At 48.4% G+C, this 21,139-nt stretch carries 14 protein-coding genes; 5 read left to right on the forward strand and 9 right to left on the reverse strand.

All coding sequences use genetic code 11. The features are described from left to right. Positions 1 to 59: 59 nt before the first annotated feature. The 4 genes from BC792_RS07250 to BC792_RS07265 form a co-directional block, all read right to left on the reverse strand. Positions 60 to 1,628 carry a RagB/SusD family nutrient uptake outer membrane protein gene (locus tag BC792_RS07250; RefSeq protein ID WP_148908327.1) on the reverse strand — a complete coding sequence of 523 codons (1,569 nt, stop codon included), beginning with the start codon at positions 1,626 to 1,628 and terminating at the stop codon, positions 60 to 62. 18 nt (positions 1,629 to 1,646) lie between these two features. Then, a complete protein-coding gene (locus tag BC792_RS07255) occupies positions 1,647 to 4,745 on the reverse strand; it encodes a SusC/RagA family TonB-linked outer membrane protein (RefSeq protein WP_148908328.1) in 3,099 nt (1,032 codons plus the stop codon). A 207-nt stretch (positions 4,746 to 4,952) separates the two neighbouring features. After that, positions 4,953 to 5,978: a FecR family protein gene (locus tag BC792_RS07260; RefSeq protein ID WP_170249984.1), complete on the reverse strand. Its 1,026-nt coding sequence runs from the start codon at positions 5,976 to 5,978 to the stop codon at positions 4,953 to 4,955. A gap of 159 nt (positions 5,979 to 6,137) precedes the next feature. Continuing rightward, entirely contained in the window at positions 6,138 to 6,749 is a 612-nt protein-coding gene (locus BC792_RS07265; protein ID WP_170249985.1) for an RNA polymerase sigma factor, read from the reverse strand. Positions 6,750 to 6,838: 89 nt separating this feature from the next. Here BC792_RS07265 and BC792_RS07270 point away from each other — a divergent pair, with 89 nt between their 5' ends. Then, entirely contained in the window at positions 6,839 to 7,030 is a 192-nt protein-coding gene (locus BC792_RS07270; protein ID WP_148908331.1) for a hypothetical protein, read from the forward strand. 177 nt (positions 7,031 to 7,207) lie between these two features. Here the strand turns inward: BC792_RS07270 and BC792_RS07275 are convergent, their stop codons facing one another. Continuing rightward, positions 7,208 to 8,737: a glycoside hydrolase family 43 protein gene (locus tag BC792_RS07275; protein WP_148908332.1), complete on the reverse strand. Its 1,530-nt coding sequence runs from the start codon at positions 8,735 to 8,737 to the stop codon at positions 7,208 to 7,210. Between the two features lie 289 nt (positions 8,738 to 9,026). Between BC792_RS07275 and BC792_RS07280 the strand changes: the two genes are divergently transcribed. After that, positions 9,027 to 10,877: a beta-N-acetylhexosaminidase gene (locus BC792_RS07280; protein WP_148908333.1), complete on the forward strand. Its 1,851-nt coding sequence runs from the start codon at positions 9,027 to 9,029 to the stop codon at positions 10,875 to 10,877. 1,093 nt (positions 10,878 to 11,970) lie between these two features. On the opposite strand, the gene BC792_RS07285 is transcribed toward BC792_RS07280, so the two are convergent. Then, positions 11,971 to 13,848, reverse strand: coding sequence for a PAS domain-containing sensor histidine kinase (locus BC792_RS07285; protein ID WP_148908334.1), 1,878 nt, complete (start codon positions 13,846 to 13,848; stop codon positions 11,971 to 11,973). Between the two features lie 478 nt (positions 13,849 to 14,326). Between BC792_RS07285 and BC792_RS07290 the strand changes: the two genes are divergently transcribed. Next, positions 14,327 to 15,247 carry a glycerophosphodiester phosphodiesterase family protein gene (locus BC792_RS07290; RefSeq protein WP_148908335.1) on the forward strand — a complete coding sequence of 307 codons (921 nt, stop codon included), beginning with the start codon at positions 14,327 to 14,329 and terminating at the stop codon, positions 15,245 to 15,247. Positions 15,248 to 16,013: 766 nt separating this feature from the next. On the opposite strand, the gene BC792_RS07295 is transcribed toward BC792_RS07290, so the two are convergent. Further along, on the reverse strand, positions 16,014 to 16,769 hold the full coding sequence (locus BC792_RS07295; RefSeq protein WP_148908336.1) for a peptidase associated/transthyretin-like domain-containing protein: 756 nt from the start codon (positions 16,767 to 16,769) through the stop codon (positions 16,014 to 16,016). A 127-nt stretch (positions 16,770 to 16,896) separates the two neighbouring features. Continuing rightward, entirely contained in the window at positions 16,897 to 17,679 is a 783-nt protein-coding gene (locus BC792_RS07300) for a nucleotidyltransferase domain-containing protein (RefSeq protein WP_148908337.1), read from the reverse strand. 229 nt (positions 17,680 to 17,908) lie between these two features. Here BC792_RS07300 and BC792_RS07305 point away from each other — a divergent pair, with 229 nt between their 5' ends. Both BC792_RS07305 and BC792_RS07310 read left to right on the forward strand, forming a co-directional pair. Continuing rightward, positions 17,909 to 18,493 (forward strand): Crp/Fnr family transcriptional regulator, encoded by a 585-nt coding sequence (locus BC792_RS07305; RefSeq protein ID WP_148908338.1) that lies wholly within the window; start codon positions 17,909 to 17,911, stop codon positions 18,491 to 18,493. A 58-nt stretch (positions 18,494 to 18,551) separates the two neighbouring features. After that, entirely contained in the window at positions 18,552 to 19,469 is a 918-nt protein-coding gene (locus BC792_RS07310; RefSeq protein WP_148908339.1) for an NAD-dependent epimerase/dehydratase family protein, read from the forward strand. A 155-nt stretch (positions 19,470 to 19,624) separates the two neighbouring features. On the opposite strand, the gene BC792_RS07315 is transcribed toward BC792_RS07310, so the two are convergent. Beyond that, positions 19,625 to 21,136, reverse strand: a complete 1,512-nt coding sequence (locus BC792_RS07315) for a glycoside hydrolase family 32 protein (RefSeq protein WP_148908340.1) — start codon at positions 21,134 to 21,136, stop codon at positions 19,625 to 19,627. Between the last annotated feature and the right edge of the window lie 3 nt (positions 21,137 to 21,139).

Raw genomic sequence — 21,139 nt, forward strand, 5'->3', positions numbered from 1 at the left:
ATGAATGTTGGCATTCATCGCTTCGTTGCGGCAAACCCGCGCTATTTTATACTACCGTTCTACCACCCCTCATTTTGCGCAATCCCCGCATTCGATACATCTTGTGGCGGTATCGGCCACACATGATGAACCGAAGGGTTAAAGCGACGGGCAGGCCACACTTCAACAACGCTGTACGTCGAAGCCGGATCAGTTTTTGTGACATGTGCTCTTCCCGTCGCAGGTTTAGCGTAGGCTGCCTGTGCATCTCCCCACCGCACCAGATCCGAATGACGATCTGTATATTCCGCTGCAAATTCTGAGCGGCGCTCTCTTTTCAGCTCCGTCATCGTCGCGCCCTGGATAGGGGGCAAACCAGCTCTATTCCGTACCAAGTTTATTTCTGCATCTCCGTTCTGCCCCTGCATGATGAGCGCCTCTGCCTTCATCAACAGGATTTCAGCATAACGCACCAACGGAACATTAAGATCGGAAGTAGGGTAATCGCCGTTCGGATTTAAATGTTGCTCCTGCGGAAAACGGAAAGGCTGCATATACTTCTTAAACTGAAAGCCTGTCTGGGAGTTCGACGAATAATAGCGTCTGTCCTGGCCGAAAAGCGTAAACTCGTCGCCAAACTCTAAGATCGTGGCCTTCTTCCGATGGTCTCCTTCCTCAAAAGCGTTATACAGTTCCAAAGTCGGATGGAAATATCCCCATCCGTTATACAAGCCGTACCCGGTATTTTCAAACAGCACAGCCGGCAATATCGAACCTCTTATTTTGTTCGAAACGACAGAAAATATATACTCGGTGGAGTAGTTATTCTCGATATAAAATACGCTGGCGAAGTCTTCTTCAGGCTTGTCGGTATCAATGAGCCGGCGCCCTGACCCTGAGTTTGTGACCATATCGCAGTATCTTACCACCTGAGACCACTTACTTGCATCATAGCGTGCCCATTGCAGGTTTGTCTTAGCTAAATACGCATATGCCGCGTCTCTATTTGCCCGGCCAAGATCTTCCGGTCCGTAAGCTGTGAGCAATGGCAACATTTCGGCGGCCCTCAACAGATCAGCTTCAATCTGCGTAAAGTTTTCCGATACATGCGCCGGGCGCACAAACTCCGTCTCCAGCATATTTTCCTCGGTGACAATCGGGATGCCCGCGCGCTGATCGCCATAGTACTGGGCCAAGTAGAAATAGGCATACCCCCGCATAAAGTACGCTTCGCCCAATACCCGTTGTTTCGTGCTTTCGGCAATATCCATTGCAGGAACCCTATCGAGGATCGTATTGGCCCGCTGTATGATCTGGTAAAACTTTTTATACATACTATTCACGCGACTTTCTGCCCCGGTGGCCGTAAAATTACGGACCGCAGCAGATCCTGCGTCGGTACGCCCCGTAACCATATCGTCCGAAGCGTTGACATACCAAAACAACCCGCGACCAAACATGTTATCATCGCTGAAATGTTCATACAGGCCGTTGGCGGCGAAGATAGCGTCTGTCTCCGTCTTCCAATAGTTTGCATCCGTCGTCGTTCCCTGGGGAACAAGATCCGTGAAGCTCTTGTTACATGCCTGTGTCACTACCGTTAACCCTAAAAGTAAAAAAGCTATATTTTTATTGAATTGCAGTTTCATCGTATTTTCTATTATCTGTTAAAAATTGACATTGAGTCCCAACGTATATGTCTTCGCCAGCGGGTAATTTGCTACATCCAGTCCGATTGTCCCAACTTCGGGATCAATGCCGGAATAAGAGGTGAACGTAAATGGATTTTCGGCAGAGAAATATAATCTGGACTGTAGCTTTCCAAAGAATCGGGGCATGTTATAACCTACCGTAATATTCTTAATCCGGAAATAATCGCCGCTTTCCAGATACCAGTCGGAGTTTGTTCCGAAATTGCCATTAGGGTCTTGGCGGGACAAAATAGGAATATCCGCTCCGGGATTCTCCGGTGTCCATGCCTGCAACACCCGGGCATCTAAATTGTATCCTTGTAGACCGGCATGATACGTTGAATATTTATAACCGTTGAAGATCTTAGCCCCCGAAATACCGTATGTCAGCACATTTAAATCAAATTGCTTATAGCTTGCGTTGAACGAAAAGCCATACGTGAACTTCGGAACAGCGCTTCCCATATATACCCGATCATTGTCGTCGATACGCCCGTCGCCGTTAGCATCCACAAAACGCAAATCTCCTGGCCTTGCTCTTTCTTGTATTACTTGGTCTCCTGTCCGATGTGCCTGTACCTCGTCTTCCGACCTGAAAATACCGGCGGTAGGCACCAGATAATACGAATAAAGTGCCTGCCCAGGGGTAGAGCGATAAGGTAATAGCACACCGCGAACATGGTTGCCGTGCGCTATAAAGTCGTTGAAGTATCCATCCAGATGCAGCAATTCGTTCTTATTGAAGGCGATGTTGGCATTTACTCCCCACTTCCAATCGCCAAAACGATCGTTATAACGGGCTGCAAACTCAAAGCCTTTATTCAGCACGTCCCCGACGTTACTTGTGGGGCCAGACGCCAAGCCCAAATGAGGATTTGCTTCATTCTCCATGACCATTCCAATCGTCTTTTTACGGTAATAGTCAGCCGTCACGCTCAATTTGTGGAACAAGCTAAAATCCAATCCCACGTCAAACGATTCAGATCGCTCCCATATAATATCCGGATTGAACTGTTTGGTTATCGAATAATACCGCGCAAGGTCCCCGCCACTTCCTATGGGCACGGTGACGCCCGTCGACAAAGGCAGGTTATACGCATATATATCCACAGACTGTATGTTACCTATCTGCCCCCACGATGCGCGTAACTTTAAGTCGCTAACGACCGATGCATTGAAAAATGGCTCGGCAGAAATTTTCCAGGCAGCAGACACGGAAGGAAAAACGTCGGAACGATTTTCTTCCGTCAATCGGGAACTACGATCTTGACGCACGCTTGCTCCGATAAAATAACGTCCATCGTAGTTGTAGTTCACCCGCGCGATTGCCGAAGTAAGAGCGTCCTCCCAAACATCGCTTCTCGGCAGTGTGGGAATCGATGCCGCGTTCCTGATATATTGATTCCAGGGTTCCTCGCTTTCAAACCCCATCGCCTGGATATAAAAGCTCTCAAACCGTGTTTTCTGCGCCGAATAAACGGCCACCGCATCCAGGTGATGCTGACCAAATTCTTTGGTATAATTCAGTTGCTGGTCCCATATCCAGCGCTGCTCCTGCGACTCTTCGTGCGTCAGGTAGTTGTTGGCGTTCGATCTTCCTATTTCGGGGATTTTAGGATCAAAACGTTTGTAAGAATTGCGGTTAAGGTTGAGCGCAAAGTTTGACGTAAACGACAATCCGTCGACGATTGTCACACGTGCAAAAGCATTGCCGTTGATGTTCAGTCTCGGATTATGTACCGTTGGGCGAAGTAAAAGAGCAACGGGATTATACGTATCTCCGTATGTTCCGGAGAAGTTGGACAGTTCGAACGGAACTGTACCGTGAAAGTTGCCGGACTCATCATAGACAGGTGCTGCGGGATTCATATAAATTGCATTGATTATAGAACCGCTATAGCTGCTTGAGGTGTTCGTCCCCTGCATCTTCGTCTGGTTCAAATAGATATTCTGTCCCAAGGTTAAGCGATCAAAAAAATCGAATTCCGTTTTTAGACGATAGGAAAACCGTTCATAACCAGTATTCAGCAGTAGTCCCTCTTTATCGTGGTAACCAAATGAGGTACTATATCTCGATTTTTCGCCGCCTCCCGAAAGCTGTACATTGGCATTCAGGATGTTGGCCGTTTGGAAAATTTCTTTCATCCAGTTGGTACGTGTCACCTGCCCCCATGGATTCAATGCCGCGTCGTGGCCTGGTGCAGGCGTTACTCCATCATTTGCAGCAGCGATATTGTACACGTTGGCATACTGTTCCGCCTTTAGGGCGGTGGGCAGGTTGTGGGCGTTCTGCCAGCCTCTATATAGGTCTACATTCAACCGTGGAGGCCCCATTTTGCCGCTCTTTGTCGTGATAACGATCACACCCGATGAGGCCTGCGCTCCATAGATAGCTGCCGCTGCGGCATCCTTTAATATATCGACGGTTTCGATGTCATTTGGGTTGATCGGGCCACCGTAATAGGGTATCCCATCGACGACATACAAAGGCGACTCACCATTCACGGAACCCATCCCGCGGATCATTACACTCGGATTCGAAGTGGGGTCGCCTCCGGCCGACATCACCGTGACACCGGCGACATTTCCCTGCATCATATCGGACAAATTGGTCAACGGCCGCGAGACTTGTTGAGATACGTTCGGCAACGAGCTTACAGCTGTCGTGAGGTCTCCGCGTCGCTGCTGCCCGTATCCAACAACGACGACCTCATCCAATTCGGAAGTCTGCTCGGTCAAACGGATCAACATAGAGCTGCTCTCTCCCGCTTTTATCTCCTTTGCTACAGTCTCGTACGGATTGTAGCCCACCATCGTGACCTTCAGGCGGTAGGATAGCGATGCGTCAATACCATCCAATACGAAGATACCCTTCGCGTCGGTGGCGACCTGAGCTACGGTCTTCCCCTGTGCATCCAGCAACTCCACGGTGGCGCCGGGAACAATTGCTCCGACATCATCCACAATGGTACCCCTCAATAGTCCGCCTGTCTGCGCCCAGGCATTGGCGGCCATGAAAAGCGCTGCGCCGCTCAATGCCAGCCTAACGCTTTTAAAGATGTTTCTCTTTTTCATCTGATTAAATTTGATTTTTATCGGTAATGAAGCTTGCATTATTCATTTATTCCATCTTCAACTGCATTCATGAACATACGACGTTCAGTTATTCATCCCTTTTATTGACGGGAGTTTATGCAGATTGCCTTAATTAATGTCTGTAAGTTGATTGAACGCTTAACCATGATTTCACTGAATCGAATAACCCAAACGTGATATCGAAAATTAATAATGGTTGTTCTTTTCTAATTCTTTATGCCCCTTTCGGATATGGATCCCCTGCTCACTTTCCTCATAGAGAAGATTGTTCATCCGGCATATAATCTGCAGGACTACCTGAAGGGAATCTTCATCGGTGAATTCTCCCGTGAATGTCAGTCCATGTAGATCGGCTTGGTCAAACAAAATATGTATATTCTTCTGTTCTGACAGGCTGACAAAAACCTTTTCTAAAGGCGCATTATCAAAACGTAATATCGGTACGCTCGCGTCAGGAACCAACTCCCGGGCTTTATCCCCCGTGAATTCCGGCCGGGGTCCGCCCTGTACGGAAGGGTTCCGATGGAGTTTTATGGAGTTAGATCCCACATGTAGCTCATCCCCTGGCATAAGATATTGATCGTCTATTGTCTTAAAGCTCTCCGCTGTTGCTTTAACAACCACCTTCCCGGATAGCAAGGTAACCTTTAACATCTCCTTGGTATACGTATCGACGATAAACTCGGTCCCCAAGGCAGTTGTCGTATACGCATTTGCCCAAACGACAAAAGGCAACAACGTGTCGCGGACAACCTGAAACCGTGCGCGCCCGGATAAGACAAGTTTCCGCTCTTTCTGACCAAATAGCGTCGTATAGGACAATGTACTTCCGGGGGATAAAATCACCTTTGAGCCGTCAGGCAGTACCATCCGCTGGTCACGGTCCTTGCTGTTGCGCGCTGTGATGGTGTCTATTGCGGCATAAGACTGCCCCGGTATCTCCTGAGGGGTAGATCTCCTCAAAAAAAGATGAGCGGCCAAACCGAGACATAGCACTAAAGAAGCCGCAGCCAACCAAGGTGATACCAACCTTCGCTTTACGTGGGATGCGGCTTCTGTTATACCCATCTGGTGATGTAGCTTGTCTAAAATTTGCTTGTATTCGTTGTCCGCGAAGAGCTCAGACTCATCTATAGCAGACTGAAGGAACTCATCCCCCAGTTCCTTTTGCAGTTGTTCTTTTCGTTCTTCCAATTCTGTTAATAGGCGCATGTGTTCACGCGCGGACATGTGTCCGGCCCAGAATTTCTTTATAAGACTTCGAATATTCCTGTTCATCACCCGTAAATACACGAGTTTGGGGCGGAGGGGATGATTTTTTAGGTTAAAAGATTATGAAGAAAATATGAAGAGAAAAAGATTGCGACCTAGCTACAGAAAAAAAAGAAACAACATAGCCTTCCCCACATACGCTGGATAGCGGTCTATGAGATAGGCCCGGATAGCTTTGTTTGATTGCTTAAGGTAGTCGCTGACTGTTTGGGGGCTGATGCCAAGTTGCGTAGCCACGTCTTCTTTTGTACGCCCCTCGTACCTGCACATCCGGAATACTTCTCTTTTTCGCGCAGGCAAAACATCAACTGCTTCGTCGAGTAGCTGCAGCTGCACCTGGAAAACATCCTCTTTGCTAAGAACATCCTCCTCGTCGGCTGCGATTTCCTGCGGATAGTCGGCTAAATATGCGACTGATTCCTGAACCTTCTTCCGCAGCACATTCAACGACTTATTATAGCTGACCACGAATAGCCAGCTGCCAACGCTTATTTCCGGACTGATTTTATATCGATTCTGCCAAAGGGCAAGAAAGACGTCCTGTAATACCTCTGCCGCCAGCTCCCGGGTTTTAATGAGCTTAATGATATTGGCATGCACCGGCTTGTGGTAACGGGCATACAGCCTGTTGAAAGCGGTAACGTCGCCCAGGGCCATTTGTTGTACATCGTGAATCTCGCTGGCAACGTCGAGTTTATCGTTTTTTTTCATATGCATACGGCTGCTCGGAAAAATCTCAACAAAATTATCCAAAAACGAAACCGAAGTCCAACTGCCCCCTATTATAAAATTGTTAAGTTATGAGTAGCCCTCCCGGGTATCTATCCTTCGACAAGCTCAGGATAGGCTCATCAAACAGATGTCAGGCTGAGCCCATCGAAGCCCTGCTATCCTTCGACAATGTCAGGATGACAAGGCGCCCTCTGGCGATAACGTCAGGCGGAACACATCCGGCGGCCCGCAACACCCCTGTCGAAGAGATGTCAGGCTGAGCCCGTCGAAGCCCAGGATGACGCCATATGTAAACGAGAAAGGTCTCCTTCCGGGCGAAAGAAGACCTTTGTAAAACCAATTATAACTTGCCGCCATGCTCTAGCGGTTTGAATTATGAACTGTTAAGTTACATACATTTCCGCAGTTTCGCAAATATTTTTAACAAAATAAAAGGGCTAATTCACTACCTCAAAGGCACGGAAAACAGCATGCTCCTCAGTACTTCCGGAAAAGTGCAGCCCCGGCCGCGGGCTCCTGTCCCATGGCGGGAGGTCATAAGCCTGGTCCTCCGGCACGAGGCTCTCTATCTCCGTCCACGTAGACGCCGTCTTCGTAAATGCAGAACAGTGCCCATCCTCGTCCAAGACCAATCTCAGCGTCGCCTCTTTCGCATACTTTGGCAACGTAGATTCGCCTATGGTGCGCCTCACCCCTTTTTCCATCCGCCAAAAGATAGCCTTGTCTTCCAAAATCCCTACACCGACAGCCCGATCTTTGTCCCCATAAATGACCAGCCCCTTTAGCGCCCCGACGCTGCTGTTCGTCAAGTCGATAGCAGCTATGGCCTGGTATGCCTTCCGGAGCGGCCGGATGGTCAAGGCAATTCCTGCCCGATTGTCTTCTGCGGATGTTCCTGTCAACCACAGCCCTTCCGGCCGGTACGTGAACTGAGGTGCTGCGTACCGGAAATCCCACTGCCAAAACCTGCCGTTAGACGTCGAAGCTTTCAAGGCAACATCCTGCTTCTGATATCGTCTCTTATTTTCAGGCTGGATAAACGTAAATATCGGCTCGCCGGACGCCGACCAGTCGAGTTGGGCAAGCAACCCTTCACGGCCCGTATACACATTTCCGGTTTTACTGTAACCATGGAGCAGATAAAATATCTTATCCTCAGCCGATTTCACAAAAGTGCCATGCCCCATACATTTCCAGTCTTCATTTTCTCCCAGGAGAACGTCGGTTCCGACCCGCTCGTAAGGTCCTTTCAACGTGCGGGAGCGTACGGCCTGCACATGGTAATCGCAATGGAGCCCGCAACAGTTCCCTGCCGCGTAAAACATATAGTAGTAGCCGTTGTGTTTCAGGAAGCTCTGTCCTTCGATCCCGACCTTCGCCGTGTCCTGTAATAATGAAAAGGGTTCACCTATCAGACGCAGGCCGTCGGAGGAGAGCTCGCTGCCCAAAATTTCTATGGGCCGCTCATCAAGACCATAAGCCTTCCATGTCATAAACAGGCGGTCATCTTCCTTTACAACAAATGCGTCGATGGACTCCGAGCCGTATGCGACCACGATACCACGGTCAACAAAGTCTCTATCCGGAAAGCGCGAGGTTGCCACACCGATGCAGGAGACGCCGTCCGATTTTCGCTTTGCGGAATAATACACATAATAAACACCGTCGTGATAAAAGTACTCCGGTGCCCAGAAGGAAGAGGCTGCCCACGCTGGGGGTTCGGAAAAAACGAACCCCTGCTGTTCCCAGTTTTGCAAGTCTGTCGACATATAAATCGGAAAGTGCGGCCCCCATTCGCTGGATGTCCCTACGGCAAAATACGTACCGTCTACCAGTATCACAGTGGGATCGGGAAAATCTCCCGGTATCATGGCGGCCCATTGTCCAAACGTTACAGACGTAATGACGATCTGCAACAGCATTGACAGACCTATTCGATATAAGAAGCGCTGTGTTAAGAAGTTCATAGTTGACCTATTATTTGAGGAAACAAAATACCAATTTTTCTTCAGTTTCAAAACATGTGCTGCCGTGCCGGCCGCCCCAGAGCCATAGACCGTCAGCCTGTCGGCGGCAAATAGTACGTCCTGGCACACGTTACCGCGCTCTGCTCTTTAAAAGAACAATTTTACACAAACGATTGACTAATCAGATTGTTACAAGACGGCCCCGATTTGGTCCTTCGCAGCTTCAGCTAAACCGTTTAAATTAATTAATTTTACAGCGAAACTTCAACCATCATAAGAATAGATAAGAATGAAAAAATTACTTCTTTGTGCACTGGCACTGCTGGCGGTTGCCGCCGCTTCTGCACAACATGCTGACAAATCGGTTCCGATTATTCCCTTGCCTAATTCGGTGAAACAGTTGGATGGCCGTTTTGTCATCAGCGACGCTACCGTAATTAGCTACGACAGCAAAGAGAGCAAAAGTATCGCCGAACTCCTGCAGTCGTTCGTGGCATCGCAATATGGCATGAACCTCCAACTTAGTCAAAAGAAACAGCCTAAGGGTATTTCTTTTGTCTCGAAAGATCAAGGCAATAAAGAAGCCTACGAACTTCGCGTGACACCTCAGGAGGTCGTTATTTCTGGTGTCGAAGCGGGGTTGTTTTACGGCTATCAATCGTTAATACAGCTTTTTCCCTTGAACGCCACACCGGATCAGCTGTCTCTCGCAGCGGTGGAAATTAAAGACGAGCCCCGCTTTTCGTATCGTGGCCTGCACCTTGACGTGGGACGTCACATGTTTCCGCTTAGTTTTATAAAGAAATACATCGACATTCTAGCGTCTTATAAGCTCAATACCTTCCACTGGCATCTGACCGAAGATCAGGGCTGGCGGCTGGAGATCAAAAAGTATCCACTTCTTACAGAGGTTGGCGGCTTCAGGAAGCAAACCTTACTCGGGAATTACAAGACGGACGGCGACTACGATAACACGCCCTACGGAGGCTTTTACACCCAGGAAGAGGCCAAAGAGATCGTAGCATACGCCAAAGAACGCTTTGTCACGGTTATTCCGGAGATCGAGCTGCCCGGACATGCTTTAGCTGCGCTTTCCGCTTATCCGCACCTTGGCTGCGGAGACAATCCCGGCCCCTATACTGCTGCGCAGACGTGGGGCGTGTTCGACGACGTATTCTGTGCCGGTAAAGAAGAGACCTTCGAGTTTCTCGAGAACGTTTTAGACGAAGTAATTGCTATATTCCCCAGCGAATATATTCATATCGGCGGAGATGAATGCCCGAAATCGAAATGGAAGAGCTGCCCGCATTGTCAGAAGCGGATCAAAGAAAACAACTTAAAAGATGAGCATCATTTACAGAGCTACTTTATACAGCGCATTGAAAAATACATTAACAAAAAGGGGCGCCGTATCATTGGATGGGACGAGATCTTGGAAGGCGGGTTAGCACCAAATGCTACCGTGATGAGCTGGAGAGGTGACGAAGGAGGAATCGCCGCCGCTGAGCTCGGACACGATGTCATCATGACACCCAACAGCTATGGTTTGTATTTTGATCACAAACAGGGACCGGATCGACACCGTGAACCCCTAAGTATCGGAGGATATTCAAATCTTGAAAAGGTGTACAGCGCAGACCCTCTGCCTAAAGCGCTCGATATAACGAAACAAAAGCATGTAAAAGGCGTTCAGGCCAACGTGTGGACCGAATACATTGAGACGCCGAAGAAAGTGGAGTTTACGATCCTCCCGCGGTTGTTGGCTCTCGCCGAAATTGCCTGGACCGCGCCGGAACGAAAAGACTGGAAAGACTTTTCGGAAAACCGTGCTGCCCGTCATCTGGCAAAGCTCGATCAGACAGAAACTGTATACCGCGTTCCCGAAGTGTATGGTCTTAAAGACACCATTATTTATGCGTCGGAATATACGATTAGGGATCTGAAACCGTCCGTCGAGGGTGCAAAAATTTATTACACGCTAGACGATTACGATCCGTCGGAGCTGGATTTAGAATTCACCAAAGAAGTCAAGATCACGGTACCGGAGAACAAACAACGGATATTTAAGGCTGTAGTTGTTACGCCGGGCGGGCGCCGGAGCAATTATGTGAAGGCGGTTATTATCAATACGAAGAAATAGCTTTTTTATTCCTCGCAGAGAGGAACGGGGGCGCGATCTTCAACGTCCTAAAAGAATAGATCGCGCCCTCATTAAGTGTAAAGTATAGATTGCGTCACCTTCGTTCGTAAGGTTGACAATCGCGCTTAAAAACGTGCAAAATTCCGTCATCGAGAAGGGACGACGATAGCGGCAGATGGCTAATAGCAGATGGCTCTAAGCTGTAAAATCGTTGATTCGTAAAGTCGTGAAGATATAAAACCGTGGCTCTAAGTGCAAAAGATTGACCTCGTAGAGGTCATATTTCAATAGAAAACCGTGTGCCCAATTACACGACCCTGACGGGGTCGAATAAAAAGCCCGATGGCAGATAGCTCTAAGCTGTAAAATCGTTGATTTGTAAAGTCGTAAAGCGAGAGGCTAATAGCTAATGGCAGATAGCAGATGGCTTTAAGCCGTAAAGGCGTTGATTTGTAAAGTTGTAAAGCGAGAGGCTAATAGCTAATGGCAGATAGCAGATGGCTCTAAGCTGTAAAGTCGTTGATTTGTAAAGTCGTAAAGCGAGAGGCTAATAGCTAATGGCAGATAGCAGATGGCTATAAGCCGTAAAGGCGTTGATTTGTAAAGTTGTAAAGCGAGAGGCTAATAGCTAATGGCAGATAGCAGATGGCTATAAGCCGTAAAGGCGTTGATTTGTAAAGTCGTAAAGCGAGAGGCTAATAGCTAATGGCAGATAGCAGATGGCTATAAGCCGTAAAGGCGTTGATTTGTAAAGTTGTAAAGCGAGAGGCTAATAGCTAATGGCAGATAGCAGATGGCTATAAGCCGTAAAGGCGTTGATTTGTAAAGTCGTAAAGCGAGAGGCTAATAGCTAATGGCAGATAGCAGATGGCTATAAGCCGTAAAGGCGTTGATTTGTAAAGTTGTAAAGCGAGAGGCTAATAGCTAATGGCAGATGGCTGTGGAGACGCAAGATCTTGCGTCTCAGCTATAAGCCGCAAACCTACACTCTCAAATCTCACTTCTAACTTCTAACTAACTATTCTAACTCCAAATTACTCACTTCTCATATCTCATATCTCATATCTCACGTCTAATATCTCACATCTAACTCCTAACACCCCCGCTCTCCCCTCGGTAGTGAGAAATAAAAACTACTTCCCTTCCCTAGTGTACTTTCCACGCCGATCTCTCCGCCATGCGCCCTGATAATCTCGCTACATAGGTAAAGGCCTATTCCAAATCCCGAAACGGATTTCGTCTTATCACTCTCAATCCTATAAAAGCGCTCGAATATTTTTGGGATATCTTCCTGATTTAGCCCGAATCCCTCGTCGGTTACGCGCAGCAATACGCGGTCCCCATCCTCCGCGCACGATACGCAGATCGACGACTGCTGTGGCGAATATTTCTCGGCATTACTGACAAGGTTCTGGATCACCTGCCCGATCTTCTCCCTGTCTCCGGTAACCCAGATGGCGTCCGCAGCGTCGAAAGTAAACCGGTGCTTTGGCCCCGACGTTTTAATTTCCGCTTCCAGCTCCTTCAGAAGTATAGCCATGTCGAACACCTGCCTTTCAAGGAAAAGCTTTCCAGACTCGAGCCTGGATACATTCAAAAAGCTGTTGATTAGGTTTGTCATTTTGCTCAGCTGCCGCGCAGTTGAGCGCAGCAGGCTCTCCTCTGAAGTATCTCCGTTTTTCTGTGTCCGTCTTTGCAATATCTGGATATAGCCCAACGCCGAAGTCAACGGGGTCTTCAGCTCATGGCTCACCATACTGATAAAATCGTTTTTTCGCTGCTCATCCGCCTTCATCTCCGTGATGTCGACCGCCGAAATAACAGAGCCCGCAAACGAACCGTCGGCAAGAAACCGTGGAAGACTCCGCGCGAGCAGCCATCGGTTCTCCTCGCTGCAATCCGTCAGCCGGAATTCGCACTGCCACTGCTTCTGTTCCGATGTACCAGTAGCCAGCATCTCCGTTAACGCCTTTCTATCTTCAACGAAAACGTGATTGAGCCAGGCGCCCTTATGGAGAAAAGCCACGGGTGTCCCCAGAAGCGCTTCCCAACGCTTATTGAAGTAGATCTCGCGCCCCTGGTCATCGGTTAACACAATCAACACGTCCATTCCTTCAGCCATCATACGGAACCGCACCTCGCTCTCCGAGACGGCCATCTCCGCTTTCCGGATATCAGTAATATCGCGCGTGGTCCCGGCCACTGCCGTTACCTCTCCCTCATCATTCAATACAGGCGTAAAAATATAGTCGTAAATGCGACGTCCCAACACAGCATGAGGAAAAGAGACTTCCCCGCGGATCGGCTGCTTGGTAGCCCTTACCTGATCAATTTCGCGTTCGTGCATTGCTGCATGCCAGTCCTCGTATCCGTTTTCTGTCAGCCGCCTGCCGATGGCCTCGTCCCATGTTTTTCCCCACATGGTCAGCAGGGCATCATTTGCATAGGTAAAACGGTACTCCAGGTCGAATACGTAAATAAGATCCGGCGTTCCCGAAGCAATAGCTTCGTATACACGCTTTTGCTGCTCCGAATCCTCTTTGGCCTGACGCAACTCCTGCTCGACCTTCCGGCGCTCCGTGATATCAGTCGACGTACCAAACCACTCGACGACCTCCCCGTCATCATTAAAAACAGGGACAGCGCGCGACAACGTCCATCCCACCGAGCCATCCGCGCGAAGCACCCGATGTTCCGATTCAAACATCATGCGCCTTTCCGAAGCCCGCTGAATGGCGGCAGCCACGCTGTTATGGTCGTCGGGCGGGATGTATCTCACCATCCAGTCAACAATTGGCTGGTTCGCGTCTGAAAGGAAACCCCGTCCCGCAAGCGAAGTCATTACGCTCCAGTCAGGACTCATGCTGAACACGATATCGGAAGTGGCGCGGACTAAAGCTAGAAAACGTCCTTCCCGCTCTTCAATAGAACGGAATTTGTCCCCTGACGGCTTATCGTTTAGTAGCTTCATAACTCAATTCTCTGTATATAATAAATAGCCGGATAGCACGTTTTGTTTTCTCATTCACAATTAAGAGAAAACCGGCATTTCTCCGTTGCAAACCGCGACGATCAACAGTGTTGGTTGTCAGACACTACAGTGATTTTATACGCTAATTAGCCCGTTTTCTATTTAAAGGTAGTGCAAAGTACATTAAATAGAAAATAAAAAATTGTTACCATTCTTGTAAAGCTGGGCACCGTCAGGATAAATAGCTACCTTTGCGGAAGTTTCGTGGAGAAACACCAGCAGAGCACTCAATGGCGTATGGGAGTAACTGAAGGTTCGATCCCTTCCTCTGCAACAACAGAATACGACTATAGATCCATTCCGGCTTCTCTTAGCTATCGGTGTATGCCGGCTGCGGTATCCGCCGTCGTTTCGGCAGATCGGCCACAGCGGTTGCGTAAATGGGCGAAACCGGAAGATCGTACACAGCTACTTTGATATGACCACAGCGCGGACAAACAACGGCATAGCCTCTTTTATCTTCTATCTTCTTTTATGGAGCAACCTTGTGCTCCCCCGATCACTATATGGGCAGACAGCCACTGCTGACCACGGGAAGCGGTTTTCCGACATCAACGACCTGGCATCCTTTTTCTCGCTAGACAAGGGGCCGCAGGTCATTATCAGCGGCCATCGGGGCAGCACGGAGAGTGGGCTCGCCGAGAACTCGATCGAAGCTTTCGACACCGTATTGTCGCATCATTTCGCTTTTTTCGAAGTCGACCCCCGTCTGACGAAAGACAGCGTAATTGTGCTCATGCACGATGCCACGCTAGATCGGACAACCAGCGGTACGGGTAAGCTCGCCGATAGGACCTGGGACGAAGTAAAATCCTTGCGGCTGAAGGACCGAAACGGGCAGCTGACTGATTGCCGTATTCCTACATTGAAGGAAGCTATCGCCTGGGCGACCGGCAAAACCATATTGAATCTAGACAAAAAAGACGTCCCTTTGCCGGTTATGGCCAAACTGCTACGCGACCTCGGCGTCGCAAACCTCGTTATGGTAACAGTACATTCACCTGCAGAAGCGCTATTCTACCGCAACCATTTCCCCGACCAGATGCTCTCCGTTCATGCAAAAACCGAGCAGGCTTTACAGCAGTACATCGATTCGGGACTTGAAATGCGTCATATGATCGTGTACATCGGTTCTCAGATAACCCCTGCGAACAAAGCACTCTACCGGAAGCTTTCTGCAATGGGCATACGGGCAATGATCAGTGCCTCGTCCTCATACGACAAGCATGGGGACGCATCAGAAAGAGCTCAAGCTTATCGTGCTATACAAGAAGACGGGGCGACCGTTATAGAATCGGACTTTCCTATGGAAGTCAGCCGCGCGTTGGACATCAAGTAAAGGACGGAGAATATGGCATTTTAACCCTATGAAAGGTGAAACAAATGGGGTTTTAGACGAAAACTGACGTATAAAACGGCGGATATTCGTCAAAAACTAAATGACCACGGCCACTTTTCCAACTCAAACTTCGTTTTTGTAAAATGACCATGGCCACTTTTAAAAACGAACGTTCGATTTTTTATTTGACCACGGCCATTTTGGGGTGTATAAGCACAAAAAAGCCGGCAACTCGGGAAGCCGGCGTCATTTTAGATCTGCGCTGCGTTATGCTGCCATTGCCCAGCACCGGACATACCGCTGCTCCCGCGGACCTGCGCTCATGCGGCAATCCAAGCCAGCACTGTATTTTTGAGTAATGTTACGCTCTATTTTCCGCATGATGAATGTCATTGATATTGATAATAATTCAAAAAAACCATATTTTTACCCCGAACTCCGGCTCTTTATCCGTGATATTGTTTGCCTTTTTTCCAACTTCCGGCCGGAAATATAAATTTAGGATGCGCTTTCAAAAAAAAGCAAATTTTATTACAATTGGATAAAATTTACAATAGTTCCTTGCCACAAGAAGGCCTTATCTCCCTTTCCGGCAGCTTTTCTTTCTATCCAGAGAGGATGCATACAGCTATAATATAACATATTATCACCCCGACGGACCGGAGCCGACGAGAGTGGTGGCGTTCTATTCCTTGCGAATTTTTGTGCTTAAAAGACCGGTGACAATCCCGTATTGGTTATTACGTCGACACAGCGCTGCGGGTGATCACCTCCTTCGGTTCAGATATTCATTATAACTGTTTTTAATATACAAAATAACGTCGTACTCCGACATCCTTCGGACAGAATCAGCAGATGGGCGGTATAACTGCATGAAAGTTTGTAAGGATTCCCCCTCCAGACCGGTCAGCCTTTGAACCGTAGGCTTCGAGAACATGTTGTCAACATATCTTTCGTCTTCCTCCTTTAACAGAACTTTTTGCAGTCTGGACTGAGGGGACTGTCTTTTTCCCAATAATGATACAACGGAAAGCACATCAATGCTAATTAATGACGCGGTACTGCTATTAGCCTGGTAATAGGGGCGCGGAGCACCGGAGTAGTCCTTCGGCACGAAAACACCTTTAAATCCCGGCTTCCTGTAATTGAATGCTTCAGCAAACTCCTGTCGAAGTTTTAAGGAGTCCATCGTATAGTTTCTTGATGCCACCACCTCCACCGCATCCAGCAGAATGGATGTTTGCTCCATATAAACGTCGAGGTGTCCCGCATGTATGCCATGGATAAACTCCTTATGCGCCCGGTACCCGACTAAAGAAAAGGTTATGGTGTCGCCGGGACTGACGTCCGGCAATATAAATCGGCCATAGATGTCAGAATACGCGGTGCGGGAGGTTCCGCTGACAGCGACGCCCGGAAGATAAATGCCTGAGTATTTATCTTTGATTGTTCCCTTCAGATCCTGCGCAAAAGATGTGCGGCCCATGGTAAGCAACAGCAACAACAAATGTAATCCCTTCAATTTCAATTAGTTTTATATAAAACTAATTGAAAAACAGCATTCCGCAAGGCCATTAACCCCTTTTTAACACCTGTCAGACGGTTTCCTACCCGCCGCTGCCTAGATTATATCTTATAACCCGCGCGCGCTAAAGTTCACGTTCGATCTTGTCAAAATAGCGCATTACCTGCTCCTCTGTTCTAACTTGCAACTGCACGTGACTGCCGTAAAGACTGGTCCGCAGTTGTCGGTATAACGATACGGCATTTCGCAACGCTTCCAGTAACGGCTGCTTACCGTAAGTTGGAATAGTGAGTTTTAGCTGGCCGAAATCCTCGCTGCTTAAAGCAGTCTCCACCTTCCTCACTCCTCTTGGCAGCGCTTTGTTCTTAATATGCAGTAATGGCCCGAATACGACCATCCGTAGAAAACCGAGGAAGTCGAACGCTTCCAGATACTCGCCTCTTCCGACTTTCAGCAACGCATAATGTACCCACGTCCAATACCGGTCTTCAATCCACTGGTAGTCCGGGTACGGAAAGGCGGCCTGTGAGTTGCAAAGCGCCCGTTCAAGCTGCTTACCTTTATCAAGTAATAATATAGGCGTCTCGACACGATGATGAAATTCGTCGAGCGTCAGAAATTTAATATCAACATGCAGAAGCGGATTATCGTAGAGACAGATAAGCACTCTAGGTTCGCCGACATGCTCTCCGGTAAACCCTGACAGAAAATCGCCCAGTCTTTTTGCATAATTTACCATCAGGTCTTTATTATCGGAGATTTTCTTTTCCGTCACGATGATCAGGTCCAGGTCGGAAAATTCATCCAGCTCATTTGTTATCCAAGAACCGGCGGCCGCCAGTCCAATAACATTATCGTCCGTTTCTAACAGCTGTTTTGCGCGGTCTGCGAACTCTCGTTGTATCATTATCTCTCCATTTGGTGTATTCGGAACGCCGATACCCCAAATATAGGCACTGCCGTCTATTCTATCAAAATCGAGGTGCCATAAAAAAGTGAATGCGCCTTTTTCTATTTCCGCGATGGATAGGGCCCGGCCCGGGCCGCCAGAGCCTGTCGGATCTCTTTTAGCTGTTCTAGTTGGCCCGCCTTGTTTATTGTTAGATATAGTTGCTGTTATTGCTTACTTTTAAGCTATGGAAACATTTTTGGAAGCTGCCCGAAGGTATACGCCGATCTCGCAGCAAGATGCCGAGTACTGCTACTCGTTCTTTAAACGAAAGTCTTACAAAAAGAACAGCCTGCTGCTGGAGGAAGGCCATGTAGCCCACGAGGTGTTCTTCATTGAGAAAGGCACATTGCGACAGTTCTTCTTCAATGAAAAAGGTGTCGAGAAGACGTGCAACTTTGCTTTCGAGACCGACTTCCTGACGGATCTCGAGAGTTTTTCCAAGCAGATTAAAGCGACAACAAACATTGTGGCCCTTGAGGCCACGGAATGCCTCGTCATGACCTGTGAAGATGCCGCGGCTTGCATGCGCCACTCTGCTGGCATTGCCGCATTTTTTAGCCGCGTTATCGAAATGGTGGCTACCGATAACATCAGGCGTATTCAATCCATGCTCTCACAGCCCCCAGAGCAACAGTTCAGGGAGCTGGTGCAGGCCAGACCCGACATCCTGCAACGGGTTCCACAGCGTTACGTCGCCCAGTATTTAGGCGTTGCGCCGGAAAGCCTCAGCCGCATACGGAAGAGAATGTTGCGGATCTCAAAATCTTAACCAGGATCATCGTTTTGCTGCCTATTAGCCCGTAGCTTTGCATAGTAAACATATACTCATGCAAGTTATACTAGGAGCCGGAGGCGATATCAGCACGCTATTGGCAAAAGAACTAAATTCTTATACATCCCAAATCAAGCTGGTGGCACGACATCCGAAGCCGGTCAATCCAGGCGATGAATGTTTCCCTGCCGATCTGCTGGATGCCAAACAGGTAGACCGCGCCGTTACGGGTGCCGAAGTGGCCTATCTGACAGTCGGTCTGAAATACGACAGCCGCATCTGGGAGCGGCAATGGCCGTTAATCATGCAAAATGTGATTGATGCCTGCAGGAAGCACGGCTGTAGGCTGGTATTTTTTGATAATGTGTACCTATATGATCCCGAGGCGGTATCGAACATGACGGAAGAAAGCGCCACGAACCCCATATCAAGGAAAGGCCGGGTACGCCTCCAGGTGCTCGAGCTCCTGCAGCAAGCCATGGAACAGCAGGGGCTGCAGGCGTTGGTCGCCCGATCGGCCGACTTTTATGGTCCGGACTCGAAAAACGGGATACTCAATACGCTGGTACTGAACAGCGTTTCACAACGAAAAAAACCGAGCTGGCTGGCCGATGCACACAAGATCCATTCTTTCACCTACACACCCGACGCCGCCAAAGCAACTGCTCTCCTCGGGAACACCGACAGCGCGTACCAACAGGTGTGGCACCTCCCCACCTCAGGGGAGCGCTTAACCGGAAAGGCCTTTGTCGAGCTGGCCGCTTCCATAGCGGGCACAAAGGCCTCATATACCGTGCTGACACCGTTTCTCCTTTCGCTAGGCGGACTATTCAACCGGACGATCAAAGAAGTCATCGAGATGAACTATCAATACGACAGGGATTATTTCTTTGACAGCAGCAAATTCTGTGATGCTTTTGGCTTTGTACCAACGTCTTACGAGACAGGGATACGCGAAGTGCTGGGAAGGTAAAAAAGCCACGTTTTCTCACCGCGTAATACCAAGGTGCTGGAACACTCCGCTGCGAAAATCAATTCGATAACATTGCTAATCCCATAATCCGGAGGAACAAAGATGACAATGTTTTTTTGGAAAAACATCGTCATCTTATTCTTGTTCTTTTGCTTTTAGCGTATCACCTTCACCCGAAAATTCTCTATTGTGTTGGCTTCATGCGCGGCTACCTTTAACTTTGTAAATGGCTTCTTAGTAAAGAACAGGGCACTCATATTACTTATGCCTCCATCGGCAAACAACTCTATAGAATTGCGGTCTACTAAAAAGCGAATGCCCAACTTACCTCCTTGAACCAATCGCGATGCAACGGGGCGATGGATAAATTTGTCGCTGAAATTCGTATTCCCGGCTTTTGAACGGTCAATGAAATACTGCTGTCGATCTGCATCGTAACCAAACACCAAAGCTTCCCCATCTTCATTCGATAACGTTACCTGGAAGCCGGTAGCTTTATTCAACGTAAACGATGCGTCAAAGGTATTTTGGAGTGAAGCGATAGCGTCACTTAAATCAGTTTCATTAACTAATTCTACCGACTTGACTTTGGTCGTTACTTCGCTTACCTTGTCAATTTCCGAAACGGGCATAGAGGTTAACAGCCATTTATCGCCCTCTTTCGCCAAGCCCAGTTCCCGTACAACCGTATTTCCGCTTCGCCAGGTGGAGGCCGGAACATCGTTTGCATATTCCCAGTTGCTCATCCAGCCGATCAGCAACTTGCGGTCGCCGGTATTCGAAAAAGTTACCCCCGCGTAATTGTCGGGACCGTAATCCATCCAACGGATATCGTTGTGTTCGCTTGTGAATGTTTTGCCATCAAAATCTCCGACAAAATATTGCGTAGCCGAGCCGGTGTTCGGTCCACCGGGATTGATACTAACTAATAACACCCATTTCTCGCCTTCAGCTGTAGAGAACGGCAATAAATCCGGACACTCCCACACGCCTCCATGTGCACCTATTCCCTCACCAAACTCGCTTAATCTTTCCCAAGCTTTCAGATTTTTGGAACCATAAAAGGTTATGGATTGCTTAGTAGCCAACGTCATGATCCATTGTTTTGTTTCGGTATGCCACATCACCTTAGGGTCGCGAAAATCCCAAATGCCTGGATTGGGCAATACGGGATTCCCTTCATACTTCGTCCACGTTTTACCTTGGTCCAAACTATAAGCGATACTTTGGGTTTGGTGCAATCCGGTTTTCTGATCCTCAATTTCGTGGCTGTGGTTGGTATATATAGCTACTAACGCGTTTGCGCCAAAACCTGCGGTATTATCTTTGTCGATAACCGCGCTTCCTGAGAAAATTGTTCCCAAGCTGTCGGGAAAAAGCGCAATCTCCTGCTCTTCCCAATGTACTAAATCCGTACTCGTAGCATGTCCCCAGTGCATGGGACCCCATTTCGTATCATCCGGATTATGTTGGAAAAACAAGTGGTAGGTTCCATTCAGATAAACCAGACCGTTGGGGTCGTTCATCCAGCCATTTTTGGGAGAAAAGTGATAAGCCGGGCGATAGTCTTCCAAACTATCGATCTGCTGGTTTTGCTTTGTGGAAGTTTGCTGTGGTCCACATCCGATTAGAGCAAAAGCCAATATCCCAATTGTTAATTTATTCATCGT

Source organism: Sphingobacterium allocomposti, from assembly GCF_008124885.1.
Taxonomy (GTDB): Bacteria; Bacteroidota; Bacteroidia; order Sphingobacteriales; family Sphingobacteriaceae; genus Sphingobacterium; species Sphingobacterium allocomposti.